Origin of the sequence: Kitasatospora sp. MY 5-36 (genome assembly GCF_001182915.1) — a bacterium.
Lineage (GTDB): Bacteria > Actinomycetota > Actinomycetes > Streptomycetales > Streptomycetaceae > Kitasatospora.
Map to the genome: position 1 here is coordinate 1 of NZ_LFVW01000185.1, position 19,451 is coordinate 19,451.

Consider the following 19,451-nt stretch of genomic DNA (forward strand, 5'->3'; position numbering starts at 1 on the left):
TCGGCAAGGACCTCCCCGGCCCGCCGCCCACCCCGCCGCCGCTCCCCCACCACCCGACCCCCGCCTCACTCCGCACACCCAGGACGCGCACCATGATTCCATTCGCCCGTACGGGACCACGGCCGTGACCACCAGCGGTAGGCTCTCGCCACGCAGGGAGGGGCGGAACAATGGCCAAGGTCGTCTTCATACACGGTGTCGCCAAGCAGTACCTCAGCGAGGACTCGCTAGCCCGGGACGTCGTCCCCGAACTCATGGGCGGCGCACGGCTGGCGGGCGGCCCAGTACCCGAGCCGACGGACGTAGCCGTCGCGTTCTACGGCGACCTGTTCCGTCCCCGCGACACCCGCGCCGGGTACGAGCCAGCCTACGACGCGGCGGACGTCGAGACCGAGGAGGAGTTCCAACTCCTCATGGCCTGGTGGGCGGAGGCCGCCCTGACGGACCCAAGCGTCCCGGCCCCGGACGAGCCCGGTACCCGCGGGACGGTCGGCTGGGGCCTGTCCCAGTCGCTCAGGATCCGCACGGTCCGCAAGGCCCTCGACGCCCTCACCGGCGCGACGTACCTGCGCGGCGTTCTGGACGCGGCGCTGATCGGCAGCCTGAAGCAGCTGACGCGCTACTTCGCGGAGGAACGGATCCGCGAAGCAGCCCGCGACCGACTGACCGCACAGATCGGCCCGGAGACCCGGGTGGTGGTGGCTCACTCGCTGGGCTCCGTCGTCGCGTACGAGACCCTGTGCCAGGAGGGCCACCCCGACTGGGACGTCCGGATGCTCGTCACCCTGGGCTCACCGCTTGGCATGGGCGCACTCGTCCTGGACCGCCTCCAGCCCGAGCCCCTGAACCGCAAGGCCCGGTGGCCCAAGCCTCTCCGCGCCTGGACCAACGTCGCCGACGCGACGGACATCGTCGCCGCCGTACGGGAACTCCGCCTGGCCTTCGGACCCCGGGTCACCGACGTCCCGGTGAACAACGGCTCGCACATGCACGACGCGACGCACTACCTCACCGCGGTGGAGACCGGCCGGGCCGTCGCCGCAGGGCTAAAGTAAGAGGAGACCGGCCAGCCCCATGCACTACCTGATCGCTGCCGGTACGTCCTCGTACGGTGCTGATGAGTTCCCCCGTCTCCCCTGTGCCCTCAACGACGTCGAACGGGTCGCGGAGTTCCTCACAGCGCCGGCGATGGGCTACACCCGAGTGCTCGGAGAGGTCTCGCGCGACCCGGTGTCCACCGAATTCGAGGACGCGCTCTCCGACTGGTGCGCGAGCGGCAGGCTTACGACGGAGGACGTGGTGGTCGTGTACTACGCCGGCCACGGCGACCAGTCGGTCCCGGGCGCGCCGTACCGCCTCGCCTGCGCCGACACCCGTCTGAGCCGGCCCCGTTCGTGGCTGTCGCCGCAGAACATGGCCGAGGTCCTGGCGGCCTCGCCGCTGCGGAACGTCCTCTTCGTCATCGACTCCTGCCATGCCGCCATCGGCTCCACAGAGATCCAGGCCGTGACGGACGGCATCGCGGCGTCGCGGCGTCGCGGCGACGACAGCGGAGCCGGTACCTGGGTCCTCGCCTCCGCCCGTCACCGCGACCTCGCCGACGACGGCGGGTTCGTTCCCCGGTTCATCGAGGTGTGTGCAACGGGCGACGGACCATCGCAGCGGTACCTCTCGCCCTCTACGGTGGCGGCCAAGGTCAACCAGGCGTTCACCGCTGAGGGGCGCAGGCAGCGCGTCGCCTGCTCGTCGAACCACCAGAGCGCGCAACCGCCGTTCTTCCCCAACCCCGGCTACGACGCGAGCGCAGAGGTCGGCGAGCGGGAGGTGGCGGCTGACGCATCGGACCTGTCCTCGCACTTCGAGCCCCGTGGGCGGGGCGTGGAGCACGTCCATGACCCGGGGTCGTACTTCACGGGCCGTCGCAAGGCGCTCGGCAGGCTGCGAGACACCATGGCCGGGCCCGGCAGGCGCGGGGCACTGGTGGTCACTGCCGCGCCCGGCTCGGGGAAGTCCGCCGTACTGGGGCGGCTGGTGCTGGAAGGCTACTCGGACGTCTCCGTGAACGCCCGCCACCAGAGCCTGGAGGCGCTAGTGGCCCGCCTCGCCGCCGCCGCCGACGTCCGCGCAACCGATCCGGCGGCCCTGCTCACCGCGCTCGCCAAGCGGAAGGCCCCGCTGCGGATCGTGATCGACTCCCTCGACGAGGCAGGCCCGGCAGGCGACCGGACCGAGGCCCGACGCATCGCCTGGGACCTGCTGCGCCCGCTGGGCGCCGTACCGTGTGTGCGGCTGGTCGTGGGGTCGCGCTGGGAACTCCTGCCGCACATCGGCGAGCAGGTGAGCGCCATCGATCTGGACAGCTCGGAGTACGCTGACGACACGAGTACGGCCGAATACGTGCGCCGCATCCTCGGGGATGCAGGTTCGCCGTACTCCGGTCTGGAGGAGCAGATCGCCGCCATCGCAGCGGAGGTCGCCCGGCGAGCTAGGCACTGCTTCCTGGTGGCACGTATGACAGCAAGTGCGCTCCTGTGCGGGGACGTTCTGGATACGACGGTCCCCGGCTGGGCGGAGTCCCTTCCATCGGATGTCGGTGGCGCCTTCGAAGCCTACCTGCGACGGGTCCCCCATCACCGGGCCGAGGCCGTGATGGCGCTCCTCACAGCACTGGCCTTCGGCGAGGGCAACGGCCTGCCGCGTCGGATCTGGCTGCTGGTCGCTTCCCGGCTATCGGGCATCGCGCTGCGGGAAGCGGACATCGACGCTCTGGTGGAGGAGGACGGATCATATCTGGCCTGGGCGGAGGTGTCGCGGACCAAGCACTTCCGCCTCTACCACCAGGAGCTTACGGACTACCTCCGTCAGCGCACACTCAAGGTCCGTGACCTCCAGGATGTGCAGGAGGGGTTCGTCGAGGTCCTGCTCGATCTGACACCGGGCCGGCGGTGGGAGCAGGCGCTCCCCTACATACGCCAACACCTGGCCACGCACGCAGCGGCAGCCGGGTCGATCCAGGAGCTGGTCGAGGACCCGTCCTTCATCCTGGCTACCGACCCGACCGAATTGCTGCCCGCCGTACGGCACACCTCGTGTGATCCGGTGCTGGCGATGGTGGTCGAGCGGTTCGTCGGACTTCCGGCGCCCTCCGGCCTCGACCGGGCCGCTCTCCTGGCCTTCACCGCCGAATCCCACGGCGCCGCCGTCTTCGCCCGACGGGCGGAGGGACTGTCCTCGTCGGTACAACGCATCAGGGTCGAGGCCAGGACGGTGACCCCGCACCGCATCGTGGGCAGGCACCACGATGGGACGTATTCAACGACGTCAGTGGTTGGTAGGTGGTACTTCGACGACCTCGTGCTGCCCAACCGGAACCGGGCAGTGCTCGCGCTTGCCTCCGGGCGGCCGGAGGTTTACGTCTGGATGATCGACACCCCAGCACTCTCCACAACGCTCATGCACTCCTCGCGTGTCACTCACGTAAGGGCCTTGCCGTCCACGTCTGATCATGCGCTGGCTGTCACGCTCGACGCGCTGGGCGATCTCCGAGTGTGGAATATCAGCGACCAGGATGTCGTCCACCATATCCAAGAAGCGCACTATAGAACGATCCTGGATGTCGGCGAATTGGACGACGGCACGCCCGTGGTGGTCTGCCATTCCCAGGATCGCATCACGATTATCGACTCAGCGGGGAAAACCCTCCTGGAAGCCCCTGCCGATCCGACAGCAACCGCCGCTCTCGTCCGATACAGCGACGACACAACGCACCTTGTGATATGCGATAGCGGAAGCGGAGAGGTCACCGAATTTTCCGCCGCCGACAACTGGGCGAAAACTATTCTAGTGGACGGCCTGATTGGGGCATCGATATTTGACCACCCATCTCGAGAACTTGGCAGCCCGCTTATCGCACTTTGGGAACCGGAAGAGGAAGTTAGTGGCCGAATTCTACTACTCGACTGCGAGAACGCGCAGATCTGCACAGCTATCCGCTTATTGGACCACCCCCGCAATGGGTCATTTATTCGACATGGCCTACAGCATGTCGCTTTCGTGGTCGAGTCCCTGGGATTCATCGCCACGTACTCCTCGGCGACCGGCCTCACGGAGAAAACCCGAACACATGCCACAATGAACCACCTGTTCCTCCCGTTCACACTCGCCGGTGACAGCCGGGTCCGTGCTGCACGCGCATCTCTTGACAGCGATGTCGATATCATCGATTGCACTACGGGCTCATCCACCGGATACACACTCTGCGGCCACGAGAGCGCCGCATCCGGCCTCCACATGCTCGCCCAATCCGACATCTGCTCACGAGACATCCTGACCGTCAGCAATGACGGGACTGCCCGGCTTTGGAATGTGCGTTTCGACGGCCGACTTCCGGCGGATTCCATCGAGAACCATGAGGAGAGAAGGCACGACAAATCAACAACTGTATTGATCCACAGCTGGTCCGTTCGATCCCAGGATTTTATCGTCGGCTCATGGGTCGGCCTTCGATTGGTCAGCAGCACCTCGCTGGATCAGGGATCCGACACATACGAACCACTGATCGCACACAACCTGCCAGAAGTGAACGCATTAGGATTCGATGTCCACGCAGAGGACAAAAATGGCAACTTTCACCTGCTGAGCAGACGCTCTGGTGAGCGCCGAGGAAATAACCTCACGACAGGCTTCTCCTGGCACCAGCTCACGATCGATGGATCGATAGTCAATTCACCAGTGAGCGTTCCCGCCGACACCCCATGGGGGACTGAATGTCACCTGATTCCACCAATCGCCGAGCACTCTGAAGTCCGAATGGTCGGATTTGACTCAGAGAACGGCCGCATCTTTTACTCCACATCCCCCGGGGAAACGATCGTCACCGACAGTCCATGGAAAGTCGATACCGAGTCGACGGCGGCCTTTACGGCTGGCTTCACGATTGCTTCCGGTGACACCGTGCTGTTCATTGCGATCGCCAAGGAATCGCCTCAGCGGGATTTTTCAACAACCGGCTACGGAACCTTCGCTGGGGCAAGCGATTCCGATTCACTGGTGCACATCTACCTTTGGAACGCAACAACTCGACAGCCCATCAACGATAAGTTGATCGCACTGCCAACGACACCTGCCTCACTGGCGCCGCATCACGACGCCGCCGGCACCCGCTATATCGCCATCGCCACTACCGATAACCATGTGATGGTTCTCGACCTGGAGAACAACCGGTTCCATACCGTGTATCCACCTCAACCCAAGGTCGGCATTTCCGAACTCCGCACCCTCGCCAATGATTGCAGCTACTACCTCCGCTGGGCCGATACGAAGTCGGGCGATCCGGCACTCGTCTACATGCCCGGACTGGGCCATGACGACACTGACCTTTCTCCCGTCGTCGTCTGGGACTCCACCCACCCAGCAGTCGCCGCTCGCGAACTGCCCATTCGCGCGCGGCGACTGCTGTGGACGGGGGCGGCGCCCAGCGGCGACGCGCTGCTCGCCATCAGCGACGAGTTCGGGATCAGGCTGTTCAGCCTCCCCGATGCTGAGGAGGTGTGGTCAACGCCCCTCCCTGCGCTCATCACCTCACTCGCGGCCCGGCCCCACAGCCCGCATCTGGACCTCGGGGTCGCCACCCAGCAGGGCGTCGTTCTGATCCGTCCTCGGCTCACGCCCTACTGGAAGCGACGGCTGTTGCAGAAGCCGTGAGCCGCGCTAGGCGCGGATGCGGCGGAAGACGGCGATCAGGAGGGCCGCGGCAAGGGCCAGGAGGATGCCGGCTTCGACGAGTTGGATGGGGGTGAGGTGGGCGGCCGGGTGGAAGCGGAGCCAGGAGGCGCTGGCCGTGTTGCAGGTGGTGTTGAGGGCGCAGGAGTCGGTGGTGACGCGGGTGCCGTCGGGGAAGACGACGCCCTGGTCGATGAGCCAGGCGTTGGTGGGCTGGGCGGTGCCCACGGGGGCCACCTGTTCCACGACCGGGTAGAAGAGCGGGCGGGCCCAGACGACCAGGCCGTGGGCGGTGGCGACGAGGGCGCCGGTGGCGAACATCGCGGGGAGGGTGCGGCGGACGAGTTGGCCGACCAGGACGCCGAGGGCCAGCGCGAACAGGGACCAGGCGACCGGGGCGAGGCCGATGGCCGGGTAGGTGAAGAACTGGAACGGCGGGTCGAAGGCGTCCGGACCGTGTGCGATGTCCGTCCACCACACCCAGGTCATCAGGACGGCGATCACACCGCTGACGGCCAGGACGGCGAGGCCGGGGACGGCGAGGCGGACGGCCAGCCAGCGGGCCGGGCTGACGGACTGGGCGCGGATCAGCCGGATGGTGCCGCGTTCGTACTCCTGGGCCAGCAGCGGGGCGCCGATGAACACGCCGATCAGCAGCGGGAGGACGGTGACGGCGGGCTGGAGGACCTCCAGGTACCAGAAGTTGGGGCGGTTGATCGGTGCGAGGAGGGCCCAGCACTCCGATTCGGACCAGGAGTCGGGGTAGTAGCAGCCGGTCCGCCGCAGGACGCCGATGATGTGGCGGAGGGCGACGTGGATCCAGACGAGGTCCGCCACCGCGAGGACGAGCAGCACGCCCAGGGTCCAGAGCAGGAAGCGGTTCTGACGGAGCGTCAGCCAGATGAGCCCGCGCAGGGCGGGGGTGGCGGGCCGGCGGTCGGCGGGTGCGGAGGTGGGGGCCCGGTCGGGCAGGAGGTCGGTGCTCATGCGGCCACCCCGTTCGGGTCGGGCTTCACGCGGTTCGGGTTGTCGGCGGAGGTGTCGGCGGAGGCCCGGAGGTAGCCGAGCAGCAGGTCCTCCAGGCTCGGGCGTTCGCTCTCCCAGTCGCCGTCCACCGGCTCGTCGGTGCGGACCAGGGCGACGGCCCGGCGGCCGCTGACGCGCTGCTCGACCACCGTCTCGGCGGCCAGGGAGGAACCCTGGGCGGCCGGCCCGGTGAGCAGTCGGTGCCCGTCGAGGATCTCCTCCAGGTCACCGGCCAGCCGGACGCGTCCGCGCTGGACGAGGAGCAGGTGGTCGATGACGCCGTCCAGCTCGGGGAGGATGTGCGAGGACAGCACGATCCCGGCGCCGCGCTCGGCGGCGACCGACATCAGGGTGCCCATCAGCTGGTGCCGGGCGAGCGGGTCGAGGTCGGCCATCGGTTCGTCGAGCAGCAGCAGGTCGGGGAGCTTGCCGAGGGCGAGGGCGAGGCAGACCCGGGTGCGCTGGCCGCCGGAGAGCGAGCCGATCCGCGCCTTGGGGTTCAACTCGCCCTGCTCTGCGATCTGTTGGGCCACGGCTTCGTCCCACACCGGGTTGAGCTCGCGGCCCATCCGCAGCGTCTCGGCGACGGTGAGGCCCGGGTAGAGCGGCTTGTCCTGCGGCACGTAGGCGACCCGGGCGCGCAGCTCGGGCGCACCGGCGGTGGCGCCGAGCACCCGCACCCTGCCCTCGGTGGGCGCGAGTTGGCCGGCGGCGAGGGAGAGCAGGGTGCTCTTGCCCGCGCCGTTGGGGCCCACCACGCCGCAGATCCGCCCGGCCGGGACGGTGACGTCGCAGCCGCGCAGCGCCCAGCCGCCGCGGTACCTCCTGCCGAGGCCTTCGGCCTCCAGGGCCGGCGCCGTCGCGGGCGCCGTGGTCGTCGGGTCGTCCACCCGGTCCCCCCACTGTTCTCGGTTCGGTGTTGCCGGGGAGCCGCAGGCCCCGGTGTCGGGGTTTCGGGCCCCCCGGTGTCGGAGCCCCGGTGTCGGCCCCCGGTGTCGGAGCCTCAGACCCCGTCGTCGGAGTCGGAGGCCCCAGACGCAGAGACCCCGGTGTCGAAACGCTGCTCCAGGACGGAGGCCATCAGCGCGGTGATGTCCTCGCGCTCCAGTCCGGCCTCCCGGGCCTGGTCCACCCACCCGACCAGGCCCGCCCGCAGCGGCCCGTCCGCCGCCGCCTCCGGCCGGGCGAGCGAGCGCCGGACGAAGGTGCCGAGCCCCGGGCGGGGTTCGACCAGGCCTTCGCGTTCGAGTTCGCGGTAGGCCTTCAGCACGGTGTTGGGGTTGATCGCGGTCAGTTCGACCACCTCTCGGGCGGTCGGCAGCTTGTCTCCGGGCTGGAGCAGTCCGAGCCGCAGGGCCTGCTTGGTCTGCTGCACGATCTGCTGGTAGGTGGAGACGCCGCTGCGCCGCTCGATGCGGTACTCGATCACCGGCGATTCAGCCTTTCACTAGTTCAATAGTGGAATGGTGGCGCACGGCGCCGCGCGGGTCAAGCCGGACCCGGGGGTGTCCGGTCTGGAGCTGTCCGGTCTGGGGTTGTCCGGTGCTCGGGGTTGTCCGGCCCAGGAGGCGGCTCAGGGGCGTTGCAGCAGGAGCAGGCCGTCCTGCTCGACCAGCGGCCGGTAGCCGCGCTCCCGGTAGACGGCCAGCATCCGGGCGGTGTCGGCGGTGGCGCACGGGGCCTGCACGCTCGGGTCGCGCAGGTCGACGGCCACCCACTGCGGGCCAGGGCCCTCCGGAGCCCGGCACACCAGGGTGACCTCCGTCCGGCGGGTGAGCTGGGCCGCCAGCCGGTTGGAGGCGGCCACGGTGGCGTCGTCGGGTATCCGGTGGAGCAGCGCCCGGATCTCGGTGAGCCGGGGCGAGGTGCGCCAGGCCTCGGGCATCACCACCTCGTGCAGCGGGTAGAGCGGCAGCGTCACGGCGGCCACCAGGGCGCTGACGGCGAGCCCGCGCCTGGCCCGGCGCACCTCGACGCGGCGGCGCGCGTCACCCCGGCGACCCGCGTCAACCCGGCGCAGGACGTCCACCAGGGCCGCGAACGCGATCGGCATCAGCACCGCACTGTAGTGGTAACTGACGCCCCAGTAGTGCGAGTTGGAGGAGAACAGCCGCCAGGCGAGGGTGGGCGCGCAGAGCAGCAGGAGCGGCGAGCGCAGGCCGATGAAGCCGGCGGTGGCGGCGAGCAGGAACAGCAGCAGCCACTTGACCGGCGGCCAGCCGAGCCGCAGTGGCAGTTCCCAGAGCGAGGCCTGCCCGCCCTGCCCGCCGCCGTCCAGCTGCTGCCAGTAGTCGAAGCCCCCGCTCGGGTTGAACGCCGGGAGCACGACGAGCACGGTGAGCGCGGTCGCGGCGAGCCCGAAGGCGGCGAGGGCGAGCCCGGGCAGTGGACTACTGTGCCGCTCCCGCCGGGCCTGCCAGGCGATCAGGACCCCGACGGCGGCCACCGTCAGCCCGAGGTCCTCCTTGACCAGCAGCAGCGGCAGCGACCAGAGCGCGGCGGCGAGCGGTCGGCGCCGGCCGAGTGCGGTGGCGGCGAAGGCGATCAGCGGGACGGCGAAGGCGATCTCGTGGAAGTCGTCGGCCGCCGCCCGGACGATCCCCCAGGAGGCCCCGGTGGCGCAGCCGACGAGCAGCGCCACCCGCGGCCCGGCCACCTCGTGGGCCCAGCGGGTCAGCGGGACGACGGCCAGCGCCATCAGCAGCGCCTGGGCGACGACGAGGGTGAGCGGGCTCGGGAAGGCCCGGTAGGCGGGGGCGAGGACCGCGATCAGCGGGTGGAAGTGGTCCCCGAGCAGGTGGTAGCCGGGGCCCTTGAGCGGCACGATCGGCGCCTGCCCGTGGGCGTACGCCCGGACGGCCTGCTCGAAGATGCCCAGGTCGTAGGCCTTGGTGAGGCCGCGCCGGTGCCGGTTGACGGCGACGCAGGCGTACAGCGCGGCGAACCCGGCCGCCAGGCCCCACGCGAGCGGGGCGGGGCGGCGGGCGCGGGGCGGTACGGACGGAAGAGCGGCCGTACTCGGAACGGCCCGGGACACGGAGGCGGGAGCGGGCATCGGCAAAGTACCCTTTCACTATTCGATTAGTGGAAGGGTGGTGGAACCCCGAGCCCCCGTCAAACCCGGCCGAGCGACGCCGACCGGGCCCCCGGGCTGCCCTCAGAAGCCCGCGTCCAACGCCCCCGACCGATGCCCGCAACCAATGCCCACGGCCAGCGCCCGCATCCAACGCCCGCGACCAGAACCCCTCAGCCGAGGGCCCCGCCCCGGCTCACTCCTCCCACTCGGAGCCCTTGATCACCTCCACGAAGTCGCCGCGCTCGAAGCCGGGCACGAAGTGCGCGAGCACGTCCGCCTTGACGTTGCCGAAGGTCGTGTCCGGGCGGCCCTTGATGCCGTCGGTGAACGCGGCCAGGATGCGGTTCTTGAAGTCGGGCCGCGGATGGGCCGCGACCACGGCGGCCCGCTGCTCCGCGGAGATCGCGTGGTAGCCGATCCCCAGCACGTCCAGTTCCACGCCGCGGGTGACCAGGGCGATCTCCGGCGCCATGTGCAGCGGGATCTCCGGGGTGGTGTGCAGGGCGATGGCGGTCCAGACCCGCTGCGCCGGCTCGCCGGTGATGCCGTGGGCCGCCAGGAAGCGGCGGGCCTCGTCGGCACCGTCGATCTCGAACCGCTGGTCGGTCCGGGCGAAGCGGCCGGTGAGGCCGAGGTCGTGGAACATCGCGCCCACGTACAGCAGCTCCGGGTCGAACTCCAGCCCCTGTTCGGCGCCGCGCAGCGCCCCGAACAGGAACACCCGGCGCGAGTGGTCGAACAGCAGGGGCGAAGCCGCCTCCCGCACCAGTTCGGTCGCCTCCCGGGCCAGGGCGCTGTCCGGGACGCACACGCCCGCGATCGTCTCGTTCGTCATGGTTCCTCCGCGTTCATTCGTTTCGGGGGTTGTTCGGTCGACTCCTCCACCCTCGCCCGGTGGCGTACGCTGCCGCCATGTCGGTACGGACAGCCGGACCTCGGATTCGGACATGACGCGCCTGGTCGCCTTCCTCGTGTTCGACGGGGTGACGCTGCTCGACGTCAGCGGTCCGCTGGAGGTGTTCCACCAGGCCGGCCGGCTCGGCCACCCGTACCGGACCGTCCTGGTCTCCCCGGGCGGCGGCACCGTCACCGCCTCCAACGGCGTGGCCCTGGCGGACACCGCCGCACCGGACGACGTCCAGGGAGCACCCGGCCCCCGGGAACCCCTCGACACCCTGGTCGTCGCCGGCGCCGACCACCTGGCCGCCCGGGGACCGGACGCACCCCTGCTCGCCGCCGCGGAGGGCCTCGCCGGGCGGGCGCGGCGGGTCGCCTCGGTGTGCAGCGGCGCCTTCGTGCTCGCCGCGCTGGGGCTGCTCGACGGCCGCCGGGCCACCACCCACTGGCGCCACGCCACCGCCCTCGCGCTCCGCCACCCCGGGGTGCGGGTCGAACCCGACGCCCTGCACGTCCGGGACGGCCGCTACCACACCAGCGCCGGCATCAGCGCGGGCATCGACCTCGCCCTCGCCCTGGTCGAGCACGACCACGGCGCCGAGGCCGCCCGCGCCATCGCCCGCGAGCTGGTCGTCTTCGTGCAGCGCCCGGGCGGCCAGTCGCAGTTCTCCACCGCCCTGGCCACCCCGCCGGCCCGCAGCGGCCTGCTGCGCACGCTCACCGACGCCGTCCTCGCCGACCCGGGCGCCGACCACAGCCTGCCCGCGATGGCCGCCGCGGCCGCCGTCAGCACCCGCCACCTGACCCGGCTCTTCCAGGCCGAGCTGAACACCACCCCGGCCCGCTGGGTCGAGCGCGTCCGCCTCGACCGCGCCCAACAGCTGCTCCTCGACGGCCACGGCATCACCGCCGCCGCCCGGCTCAGCGGCCTGGGCAGCGACGAGACCCTGCGCCGCGCCTTCGCCCGCCGGCTGGGCACCACGCCCACCGAGTTCCGCAACCGCTTCACCACCACGGCCGCCCCGAACGCCCCGAGCCCCTGACGCCCCCCGCGACGGCGGCCCGGCCCCTCCCGGGGAAGTCCCGCGACCGGACGCTTGACCTTGACGCTACGTCAGGGTTGCAGGCTTGCCGCATGACGAACGAGAGCACCTCCAGCACTCCGCTCCACCCCCCGGTCGGCGGCTTCCAGGAGATCGACGGCCGCCGCCTCTACCTGCACCGCCAGGGCACGGGCGGGCCCGCGGTCGTCCTCCTGCCCGGCGCGAGCGCCATCGGCCTGGACTACTTCGGCGTCCAGCAAGGGGCCTCGCGGTTCACCACCGCCGTGGTGTACGACCGCGGCGGCACCGGCTTCAGCGACGAGGCCGCGCTGCCGCGCACCGCCGCCGAGGTGGCGACCGAACTGCACGAACTGCTGCACGCCCAGGGCGTCCCCGGCCCGTACGTCCTGGTCGCGCACTCGCTCGGCGGCGCCTACGCCCACGGCTTCGCCCAGCGCTACCCGCACGACGTGGCCGGGCTGGTCTGGCTGGACGCCTTCCACCGGGACTGGGACGACTACATGCCCGCCGAGGCGAGCCTGGCCGCCAGCGTGCGGCTGTCGCCCACCGAGGAGCAGCTGCGGCAGGCACTCCCGGGCATCCGGCAGATGGCCGCGGAACTGCTCGTGGACTTCCCGGCGGACGTCCGGGACGCGGTGGTCGAGTACCACGTGAGCGAGCGCTGGATCCACGCCGGCATCGCCGAGCGCGCCTCGATGGCCGACCTGGCCGTCGAGCTGCGGGCCGGGGCGGACCTGCCCGACGTCCCGCTGATCGCGCTCACCCCGCTGGGCGTCGACCCCGGCCAGCAGGCGCTGATGTCCGAGGAGGCCCTGCGGGCGATGCACGACGGCAAGACGCGGCTGTACGCGGCCATGGTGGACGCCGTCTCGGACGGGGAGCAGCGTATCCTCCCCGACACCGGCCACAGCCAGTTCGTCTTCGAGCGGGCCGACGCCGTGGTCCAGGCGATCCGCGACGTCGTGGACCGGGCGGGCCGCGCCTAGGCTTCGACCCCGGCCCCTGGCACCACCCCGGCCGCAGGCCGTCAACACGACAGGAGCGCACCGGTGCTGACGATCAGTCAACTCGCCGCGACCGCCGGCGTGACCGTACGCACCGTGCGCCACTACCACCAGGTGGGACTGCTGCCCGAGCCCGAACGCGACGGCTCCGGCTACCGCCGCTACAGCGCGCAGGCGGCGGTCGACCTCATCCGGATCAGGACGCTCGCCGACGCCGGCGTGCCGCTGGCCCGGATCGACGAAATGCTGCGGGCACGGCCCGAGGAGTTCGCCGCCGCCGTCGCCGAGCTCGACGCCGAACTGGAGCGCCGGATCGAGCAGCTCGCCGAGCACCGCCGCCGGATCGCCGACCTGGCGAGCGGCGAACGGCTCGCCCTGCCGCCCGAGGTGGTCGCCATCCTGGACCGGATGCGCGCGCTCGGGGTCGGCGAACAGTCGGTACGGCTCGAACGCGACACCTGGATCCTGCACCAGGCCCTGGACCCGGAGGCCATGCGCCGGGGCATCCAGGAGAAGAACGCAAGCTTCGACGACCCCGAGACGACGCGGCTGTTCCTGCTCTGCGACCAGTCGCTCGGCTGGGCACCGGACGATCCGCGCGTGGACCGGCTGATCGACGACCTGGACGCGTGGGAGGTCGCCCACGGGCGGGACAGCAGCCGGCCCGGGAAGCAGGCGGTGATCTTCTCCCGGCTCGCCGAGGCCTCGCCGACCTGGCAGCGCATCCTCGGCGAGATCGCGCACCGCGCCAGACGGCGCCACGCCGCCGAGTAGCACCGGGCCCCGGGCCGCGCCGAACCGCAGGGCGACGCGCCGGACCGCCGGCCCCGCGCGGAAGCGTTGACGTCGGATTCACGCCAGCCCAACCCCCGGTCGGATTGGTGGACTTCGGGTGACACACCCACCACCCACCGACGGGACCTCCGGCATGCCGACCGGCACCACCCTCAGCTCGACCCAGCCCACCCCGAAGCCGCCCACCCCGAAGTCGCGCCCCCGCAGCGGCGGCGGCACCCTCGCCGTCCTCGCCGTGACGACCGGCGTCTTCTCCATCGTCACCACCGAGATCCTCCCGATCGGCCTGCTGACCCCGATCGGCGCCACCTTCCGGATCTCCGACGGCACGGCCGGGCTGATGATGACCCTGCCGGGCATCGTCGCCGCGGTGGCCGCCCCCGTGGTGACCGTCGCGACCAGGCGTGCGGACCGGCGGACGATGCTCTGCGCGCTGCTGCTGGTCCTGACCCTGGCGGACCTGCTCAGCGCCCTGGCCCCCGCCTACTGGGCGGTGCTGGCCGCCCGGGTCGCCCTCGGTCTGGTCATCGGGGCGTTCTGGTCGATCGGTTCCGGGCTCGCCCCTCGCCTCGTCCCGGAGCACCGGCAGGCCCGGGCCAACACGCTGATCTTCTCGGCCGTCCCGCTCGGCTCGGTGCTCGGCGTGCCGGCGGGGGTGTTCCTCGGCTCCGTGGCCGGCTGGCGGGCGGCCTTCCTGGCGATGGCGGCGCTGACCGTGCTCGCGCTGGCCGCCCTCCTGCGGTCGCTGCCGCCGCTGCCCCCGCTGACCGCCACCGGGCTGGGCGTGCTGCGCGGACTGCTGGCCGGCCGGGGCACCCGAACCGGGATCGCGGTGACCTTCCTGATCGTGCCGGCCCACTTCGGCAGCTACACCTACGTCACCCCGTTCCTCACCGGCACCACCCACGCCGGCCCCGGCCTGGTCACCGCCCTGCTGCTCGGCTACGGCGCCGCCGGACTGCTCGGCAACGTCCTGGCCGGCGGCCGGGCGGCCGGGGCACTGCGTCCGGTGTTCGGCACGGCGGCCGTGCTGCTCGCCGCCGCGGCACTGCTGCTGCCGCTGCTGGGCACCGGCGGTCCGGGCGCCGCCGTCCTGCTGGCCCTCTGGGGCGTGGCGTACGGCGCCGTCCCGGTCTGTTCGCTCAGCTGGTTCCTCGCCGCGGCCCCGCACGCCCCGGAGGGTGCCGGGGTGGTCTTCACCGCGGCGTTCCAGGCCGGCTTCTCGATCGGCGCGCTGACCGGCGGGCTGGTGGTGGACCACTCCTCCCCCGCCACGGTCATGCTGCTCGGCGGGGCGGTCGCCCTGCTCGCCGCGGCCACCGTGTGGCGGTACGGCCACCGGGTGCGTCCCGAGCCGACACCCTGAACACCCGCGCCCCGACCCTGGCCGTCGGCACGGTTCGTGGCGAGAATGCCGGGGTGCCGTCGACCCGCCCGCCCGTCCTGCGGGGTGGGCGGGCGGCGTCGGCCGGGACGGTCCCGGGCGGGTGCGGACGGAAGGACGGCCGGCGGATGGTCTACCAGCAGAGTGACCCGGCGTTCCAGGGGCGGTTCGGCGACTACCAGACCGAGATCTACCTGCACGGGCTCGGCGGCGTGCTGCCGACACTGCCGATGGCCTTCGCCGAGCTGGAGGCGCGGGCGGGCGCGGCACTGCCGCCGTCGGTGCTCTCCTACGTCGCGGGCGGCGCGGGCGACGAGTCCACCCAGCGCGCGAACGTCGCCGCCTTCGGGCGGTGGGGCCTGGTGCCGCGGATGATGGTCGGCGCGAGCACGCGGGACCTGTCGGTGGAGCTGTTCGGCCTGCGGCTGCCGACCCCGCTGTTCATGGCGCCGATCGGGGTGATCGGCCTGTGCGCGCAGGACGGGCACGGGGACCTGGCCACCGCCCGGGCCGCTGCCCGGACCGGCGTCCCGATGGTCGCCTCCACCCTGACGGTCGATCCGCTGGAGCAGGTGGCCGCCGAGTTCGGCGACACCCCCGGCTTCTTCCAGCTCTACACCCCCACCGACCGGGCACTGGCGGAGAGCCTGGTGCACCGGGCGGAGGCCGCGGGCTACCGGGGCATCGTCGTCACCCTGGACACCTGGGTCACCGGCTGGCGCCCGCGCGACCTGGCCACCGCCAACTTCCCGCAGCTGCGCGGCCACTGCCTGGCCAACTACACCTCCGACCCGGTGTTCCGCGCCCGCCTCGCCAAGGCGCCGGAGGAGGACGTGCGGGCGGCCGTCCTGGAGTGGGCCGGCGTCTTCGGCAACCCGCTGACCTGGGACGACCTTCCCTGGCTGCGCTCGCTCACCGACCTGCCGATCCTCCTCAAGGGCATCTGCCACCCCGAGGACGTGCGCCGCGCCAGGGACGGTGGCGTCGACGGCGTCTACTGCTCCAACCACGGCGGCCGCCAGGCCAACGGCGGCCTGGCCGCCCTCGACGTGCTCCCCGACGTGGTCGCGGCCGCCGACGGACTGCCCGTCCTCTTCGACTCGGGCGTCCGCTCGGGCACCGACGTCGTCAAGGCGCTCGCCCTCGGCGCCACCGCCGTCGGCGTGGGCCGCCCGTACGCCTACGGCCTGGCGCTGGAGGGCACCGACGGCATCGTCCACGTGCTGCGGTCACTGCTCGCCGAGGCCGACCTCCTGATGGCCGTCGACGGCTACCCCACCCTCGACTCGCTCCGTGCGGACGGCGCGCTGCGCCGGACCTGACGCCGGGTGAAGTCCCGGTGTCCAACGGTGCCCGACCGCGACCTGCGGGGCTTGCCGGGACATTCGGGACGGCCCTACGCTCGAAGGCACAAATCGGGTCCGTACGTTCCCGTACGCTGGGAGGTCCGCCATCATCCGCGTCCTGCTGACCGCCTTCGAACCGTTCGGCCGCGATCCCCTGAGTTCGTCCCTGGAGGCGGGCCGGCTGGTCGCCGCCGGTCCGCCGGCCGGAGTGGCCCTGGAGTTCGCCGGGCTGCCCTGGGTGTACGGCGACTCGATCGCCGAACTGCGCCGGGCGGTGGCCCGGTTCGAGCCGGACCTGGTCATCGCCACCGGCCAGGGCGGCAACCGCCCGGACCTCACGGTCGAGCGGGTGGCGGTCAACCTCGACGACGCCGTCCGCGCTCCCGACCGGAAGGGCAACCAGCCGGTCGACCAGCCGGTCGTGCCGGAGGGCCCGGCCGCCTACTTCTCCTCGCTGCCGGTCAAGGCCTGCGTGGCGGCGGTCCAGCTGGCCGGGATCCCGGCCACCGTCTCGCACACCGCCGGCACCCACCTCTGCAACCACGTCTTCTACGGGCTGGCGCACCTGATCGCCACCGAACGCCCGGAGCTGCGCGGAGGGTTCGCGCGTCTGCCGTACCTGCCGAGCCAGGTGTCCGGCCGGGACACGAGCGCGTCGATGTCGGCGGAGACGGCGGCCGAGGGGGTGCGCATCCTGATCCGCAGCGCCGTGGCCGCCCTCCACTCGCCGCCCGTCGGCACGGTGGCCGGCCCGCGCCGACGGACCTGGCTGCCCCGCCGGGGCGGCTGACCGCCCGGGCCCCCGTCGACCGGACCGGTCGACGAGGGCCCGTCAGCGCGGGCCGGTTCCGTCCGCGGAGGCCCGTCCGGTCAGCGCGGGCCGGGGTCGCTGGTGCCGGGGCGGCCGTTCTCCAGGTGTCCGGCCCAGCGGCGGCGGAAGGCCGGACCGTCCGCGGCCGCGACCGTGACGTCGTACCAGCGGCGGTCGGCGGGCAGCTCGAAGGTGAACCGGGCCGAGGCGCCGGGGCGGAGGGAGCGGCTCTGCTTCGAGCCCTTCGCGTAGGCGTTCTCGGCGGTGACCGTCCTGGCCACCGGCCCGTGGTTGGCGACCGTGACGCGCACCTGGTTCTTCGACGGGTCGAAGCGCGCCACCAGCCCGGCCCGGGCCGTGCCCTCGAACTCCTGCACCGAGCCGTTCGGGCCGTGGGCGGCCAGGTGGTAGTCGCCGGCGCCGGTCAGCGGCCAGAAGTCGGCGAAGGTGTCGCCGGCCGAGACGGTGTAGCGGCGCGGGGCGGCCGTCGGCGCCGTCCGGTCGTAGACGTAGAGCCACGCGCCGACCGAGCCCCGGTTCTCCAGTTCGAGCCGGAACTGCCCGGCGGTGTCCGTCTCCTCCTCGTTGACCCGCAGGTCGTACGGGAGGGCGCGGGCGGGCCGGGTGCCCGGCTCCTGGGTGGGCATCCGCTGCGGCAGCGGCACCTGGTAGGGCTTGCCCTGCGAGGCGATCGGCGCGGGCACCGGGATCCGGACGCGCCGCGCGTCGGTGCCCCGGAAGTCGAGCGCCGAGGTGAGGTCGCCGCAGACCGACCGGCGCCAGGCGCTGATGTTGGGCTCCTCGATGCCGAAACGGGCCTCCAGGAACCGCAGCACCGAGGTGTGGTCGAAGGTCTCCGAGCAGACCCAACCACCGCGCGACCACGGGGAGATGACCATCAGCGGCACCCGCGGCCCGAGGCCGATCGGCTGGAGGCCGCCCGGGTCGGCGCCGGGGACCAGCGGGCTCATCTCGCCCGGGTACTTCGAGAGGTCCAGCAGCTCGTCGCCGAGGCTCGCCTCCAGGTCGGCGGAGACCATGCCCGGGCCGCCCGGACGGCTGGCGACCGGCGGCATCGGCGGGACGACGTGGTCGAACAGGCCGTCGTTCTCGTCGTAGTTGATGAGGAAGACGGTCCGCCCCCAGACCTCGGGGTTCGCGGTGAGCGCGTCCAGTACGAGGTTGATGTAGTACGCGCCGTCGGTGGGCGTCGCGGAGGGGTGCTCGCTGTACTTGTACGGCGGGACGATCCAGGAGACCTGCGGCAGCCGGCCCTGCTCGACGTCGGCCCGGAACTCCTTGAGCGTGTGGTCGGTGGCACCCTTCTCCACCAGCGGGCCCGACGCGCCCTCGGCCACCTGGTACCGCTCGAAGAACATCAGCGAGTTGTCGGTGTAGTTGTCCGTCGGCGTGCCCGGCTCGCCCGAACCGCCCTGGTAGAGCTTCCAGCTGACCCCGGCCGACTCCAGGCGCTCGGGGTACGTCGTCCAGGTGTAGCCGTTGGTGTCGTTGCGCTCCCACAGGCCGGGCCCGTTGGGCCGGCGGCCGTACGCGTTGCGCGGGTCGCTGGTGCCGGTCCAGAGGTAGATCCGGTTGGGGGCGGTGTCGGCGTGGACGGAGCAGAAGTACGCGTCGCAGACGGTGAAGGCCTCGGCCAGCGCGAAGTGGTACGGCAGGTCCTGGCGCTTGAGGTGGCCCATCGTCATGACGTCCTGCTTCTGGTTCACCCACTGGTCGTGGCGCCCCTCGTTCCAGGCGAGGTGGCCGCTGCTCCAGCCGTGGTCGGTACCGGCCTGGTACTCGGTGGTGTTCCGGGGGTCGATGTACCAGGGCAGCACCTCCTGCTCGGAGGCCGGCAGGCCGCGGTCGTGGTAGCGGCCGGTCTTCACGGCGGCGGCCGGCTGGTGCCAGTTCGGCCGGCCGTTCGGCAGCAGCGTGGGCCGGGGGTCGTCGAACCCGCGGACGCCGCGCAGGGTGCCGAAGTAGTGGTCGAAGGAACGGTTCTCCTGCATCAGGATGACGACGTGCTCGACGTCCTCGATCGAACGGGTCCTGCCGATCGCGGGCAGCGCCATGGCCTTGGCAACCGCGGGCGGAAAGGCGGCGAGGCCGGCGGCGGCCGCGGAGGCGCCGCCCAGTTGGAGGAAACGGCGCCGGTCGATGGAGGCCACGTGGTGTCCTTCGCGTCGTGAGTGCATGGTCGGACGAGAAGGCTCGACCATAGGGGCCCACGAACCGTCATGTACACGGTCCTCCAGCGAACGCCGCATGATCATTCGACCAACACCCCGACAACGCGAAGAACCCCCATCCGGGACCCGGATGGG

At 71.8% G+C, this 19,451-nt stretch carries 14 protein-coding genes; 8 read left to right on the forward strand and 6 right to left on the reverse strand.

Translation table 11 applies throughout. The features are described 5' to 3' along the window. Window positions 1-170: 170 nt before the first annotated feature. Both AE652_RS13700 and AE652_RS13705 read left to right on the forward strand, forming a co-directional pair. On the forward strand, window positions 171-1,055 hold the full coding sequence (locus AE652_RS13700; protein WP_049651613.1) for a hypothetical protein: 885 nt from the start codon (window positions 171-173) through the stop codon (window positions 1,053-1,055). Between the two features lie 19 nt (window positions 1,056-1,074). Beyond that, window positions 1,075-5,703, forward strand: coding sequence for a caspase domain-containing protein (locus AE652_RS13705; protein ID WP_049651614.1), 4,629 nt, complete (start codon window positions 1,075-1,077; stop codon window positions 5,701-5,703). A 6-nt stretch (window positions 5,704-5,709) separates the two neighbouring features. On the opposite strand, the gene AE652_RS13710 is transcribed toward AE652_RS13705, so the two are convergent. The 5 genes from AE652_RS13710 to AE652_RS13730 all read right to left on the reverse strand — a co-directional run bounded on the left by AE652_RS13710 (window position 5,710) and on the right by AE652_RS13730 (window position 10,658). Beyond that, window positions 5,710-6,708: an ABC transporter permease gene (locus AE652_RS13710; RefSeq protein WP_049651615.1), complete on the reverse strand. Its 999-nt coding sequence runs from the start codon at window positions 6,706-6,708 to the stop codon at window positions 5,710-5,712. After that, window positions 6,705-7,637: an ABC transporter ATP-binding protein gene (locus tag AE652_RS13715; protein ID WP_049651616.1), complete on the reverse strand. Its 933-nt coding sequence runs from the start codon at window positions 7,635-7,637 to the stop codon at window positions 6,705-6,707. The genes AE652_RS13710 and AE652_RS13715 overlap by 4 nt, the downstream gene beginning before the upstream one ends. A 113-nt stretch (window positions 7,638-7,750) precedes the next feature. Next, entirely contained in the window at window positions 7,751-8,176 is a 426-nt protein-coding gene (locus AE652_RS13720) for a GntR family transcriptional regulator (protein ID WP_049651617.1), read from the reverse strand. Window positions 8,177-8,320: 144 nt separating this feature from the next. Continuing rightward, window positions 8,321-9,802: a DUF2079 domain-containing protein gene (locus AE652_RS13725; protein ID WP_049651618.1), complete on the reverse strand. Its 1,482-nt coding sequence runs from the start codon at window positions 9,800-9,802 to the stop codon at window positions 8,321-8,323. Window positions 9,803-10,016: 214 nt separating this feature from the next. Further along, window positions 10,017-10,658 carry an HD domain-containing protein gene (locus tag AE652_RS13730; protein ID WP_049651619.1) on the reverse strand — a complete coding sequence of 214 codons (642 nt, stop codon included), beginning with the start codon at window positions 10,656-10,658 and terminating at the stop codon, window positions 10,017-10,019. 112 nt (window positions 10,659-10,770) lie between these two features. Here AE652_RS13730 and AE652_RS13735 point away from each other — a divergent pair, with 112 nt between their 5' ends. From AE652_RS13735 to pcp, 6 genes are all read left to right on the forward strand, one after another. Continuing rightward, complete coding sequence (locus tag AE652_RS13735; RefSeq protein ID WP_049651620.1) at window positions 10,771-11,763, forward strand: GlxA family transcriptional regulator; 993 nt, start codon at window positions 10,771-10,773, stop codon at window positions 11,761-11,763. 92 nt (window positions 11,764-11,855) lie between these two features. Further along, window positions 11,856-12,770, forward strand: a complete 915-nt coding sequence (locus AE652_RS13740) for an alpha/beta fold hydrolase (protein WP_049651621.1) — start codon at window positions 11,856-11,858, stop codon at window positions 12,768-12,770. Window positions 12,771-12,833: 63 nt separating this feature from the next. Further along, entirely contained in the window at window positions 12,834-13,562 is a 729-nt protein-coding gene (locus AE652_RS13745; protein WP_049651622.1) for a MerR family transcriptional regulator, read from the forward strand. A 154-nt stretch (window positions 13,563-13,716) separates the two neighbouring features. Beyond that, window positions 13,717-14,949 (forward strand): MFS transporter, encoded by a 1,233-nt coding sequence (locus AE652_RS13750; protein WP_082345708.1) that lies wholly within the window; start codon window positions 13,717-13,719, stop codon window positions 14,947-14,949. Between the two features lie 146 nt (window positions 14,950-15,095). After that, entirely contained in the window at window positions 15,096-16,289 is a 1,194-nt protein-coding gene (locus tag AE652_RS13755) for an alpha-hydroxy-acid oxidizing protein (protein WP_049651623.1), read from the forward strand. Between the two features lie 130 nt (window positions 16,290-16,419). Then, entirely contained in the window at window positions 16,420-17,103 is a 684-nt protein-coding gene (gene pcp, locus AE652_RS13760; protein WP_079272827.1) for a pyroglutamyl-peptidase I, read from the forward strand. 80 nt (window positions 17,104-17,183) lie between these two features. Here pcp and AE652_RS13765 read toward each other — a convergent pair whose 3' ends face one another. Beyond that, window positions 17,184-19,295: a phosphocholine-specific phospholipase C gene (locus tag AE652_RS13765; RefSeq protein ID WP_049651624.1), complete on the reverse strand. Its 2,112-nt coding sequence runs from the start codon at window positions 19,293-19,295 to the stop codon at window positions 17,184-17,186. Window positions 19,296-19,451: the final 156 nt, after the last annotated feature.

What these genes read in the sequence shown, in the direction of transcription:
- AE652_RS13710 (WP_049651615.1), bottom strand. Translation starts at nt 6,708, where the DNA reads ATGAGCACCGACCTCCTGCCCGACCGGGCCCCCACCTCCGCACCCGCC.
- AE652_RS13740 (WP_049651621.1), top strand. Translation starts at nt 11,856, where the DNA reads ATGACGAACGAGAGCACCTCCAGCACTCCGCTCCACCCCCCGGTCGGC.
- AE652_RS13705 (WP_049651614.1), top strand. Translation starts at nt 1,075, where the DNA reads ATGCACTACCTGATCGCTGCCGGTACGTCCTCGTACGGTGCTGATGAG.
- AE652_RS13755 (WP_049651623.1), top strand. Translation starts at nt 15,096, where the DNA reads ATGGTCTACCAGCAGAGTGACCCGGCGTTCCAGGGGCGGTTCGGCGAC.
- AE652_RS13700 (WP_049651613.1), top strand. Translation starts at nt 171, where the DNA reads ATGGCCAAGGTCGTCTTCATACACGGTGTCGCCAAGCAGTACCTCAGC.
- AE652_RS13730 (WP_049651619.1), bottom strand. Translation starts at nt 10,658, where the DNA reads ATGACGAACGAGACGATCGCGGGCGTGTGCGTCCCGGACAGCGCCCTG.
- AE652_RS13735 (WP_049651620.1), top strand. Translation starts at nt 10,771, where the DNA reads ATGACGCGCCTGGTCGCCTTCCTCGTGTTCGACGGGGTGACGCTGCTC.
- AE652_RS13750 (WP_082345708.1), top strand. Translation starts at nt 13,717, where the DNA reads ATGCCGACCGGCACCACCCTCAGCTCGACCCAGCCCACCCCGAAGCCG.
- AE652_RS13725 (WP_049651618.1), bottom strand. Translation starts at nt 9,802, where the DNA reads ATGCCCGCTCCCGCCTCCGTGTCCCGGGCCGTTCCGAGTACGGCCGCT.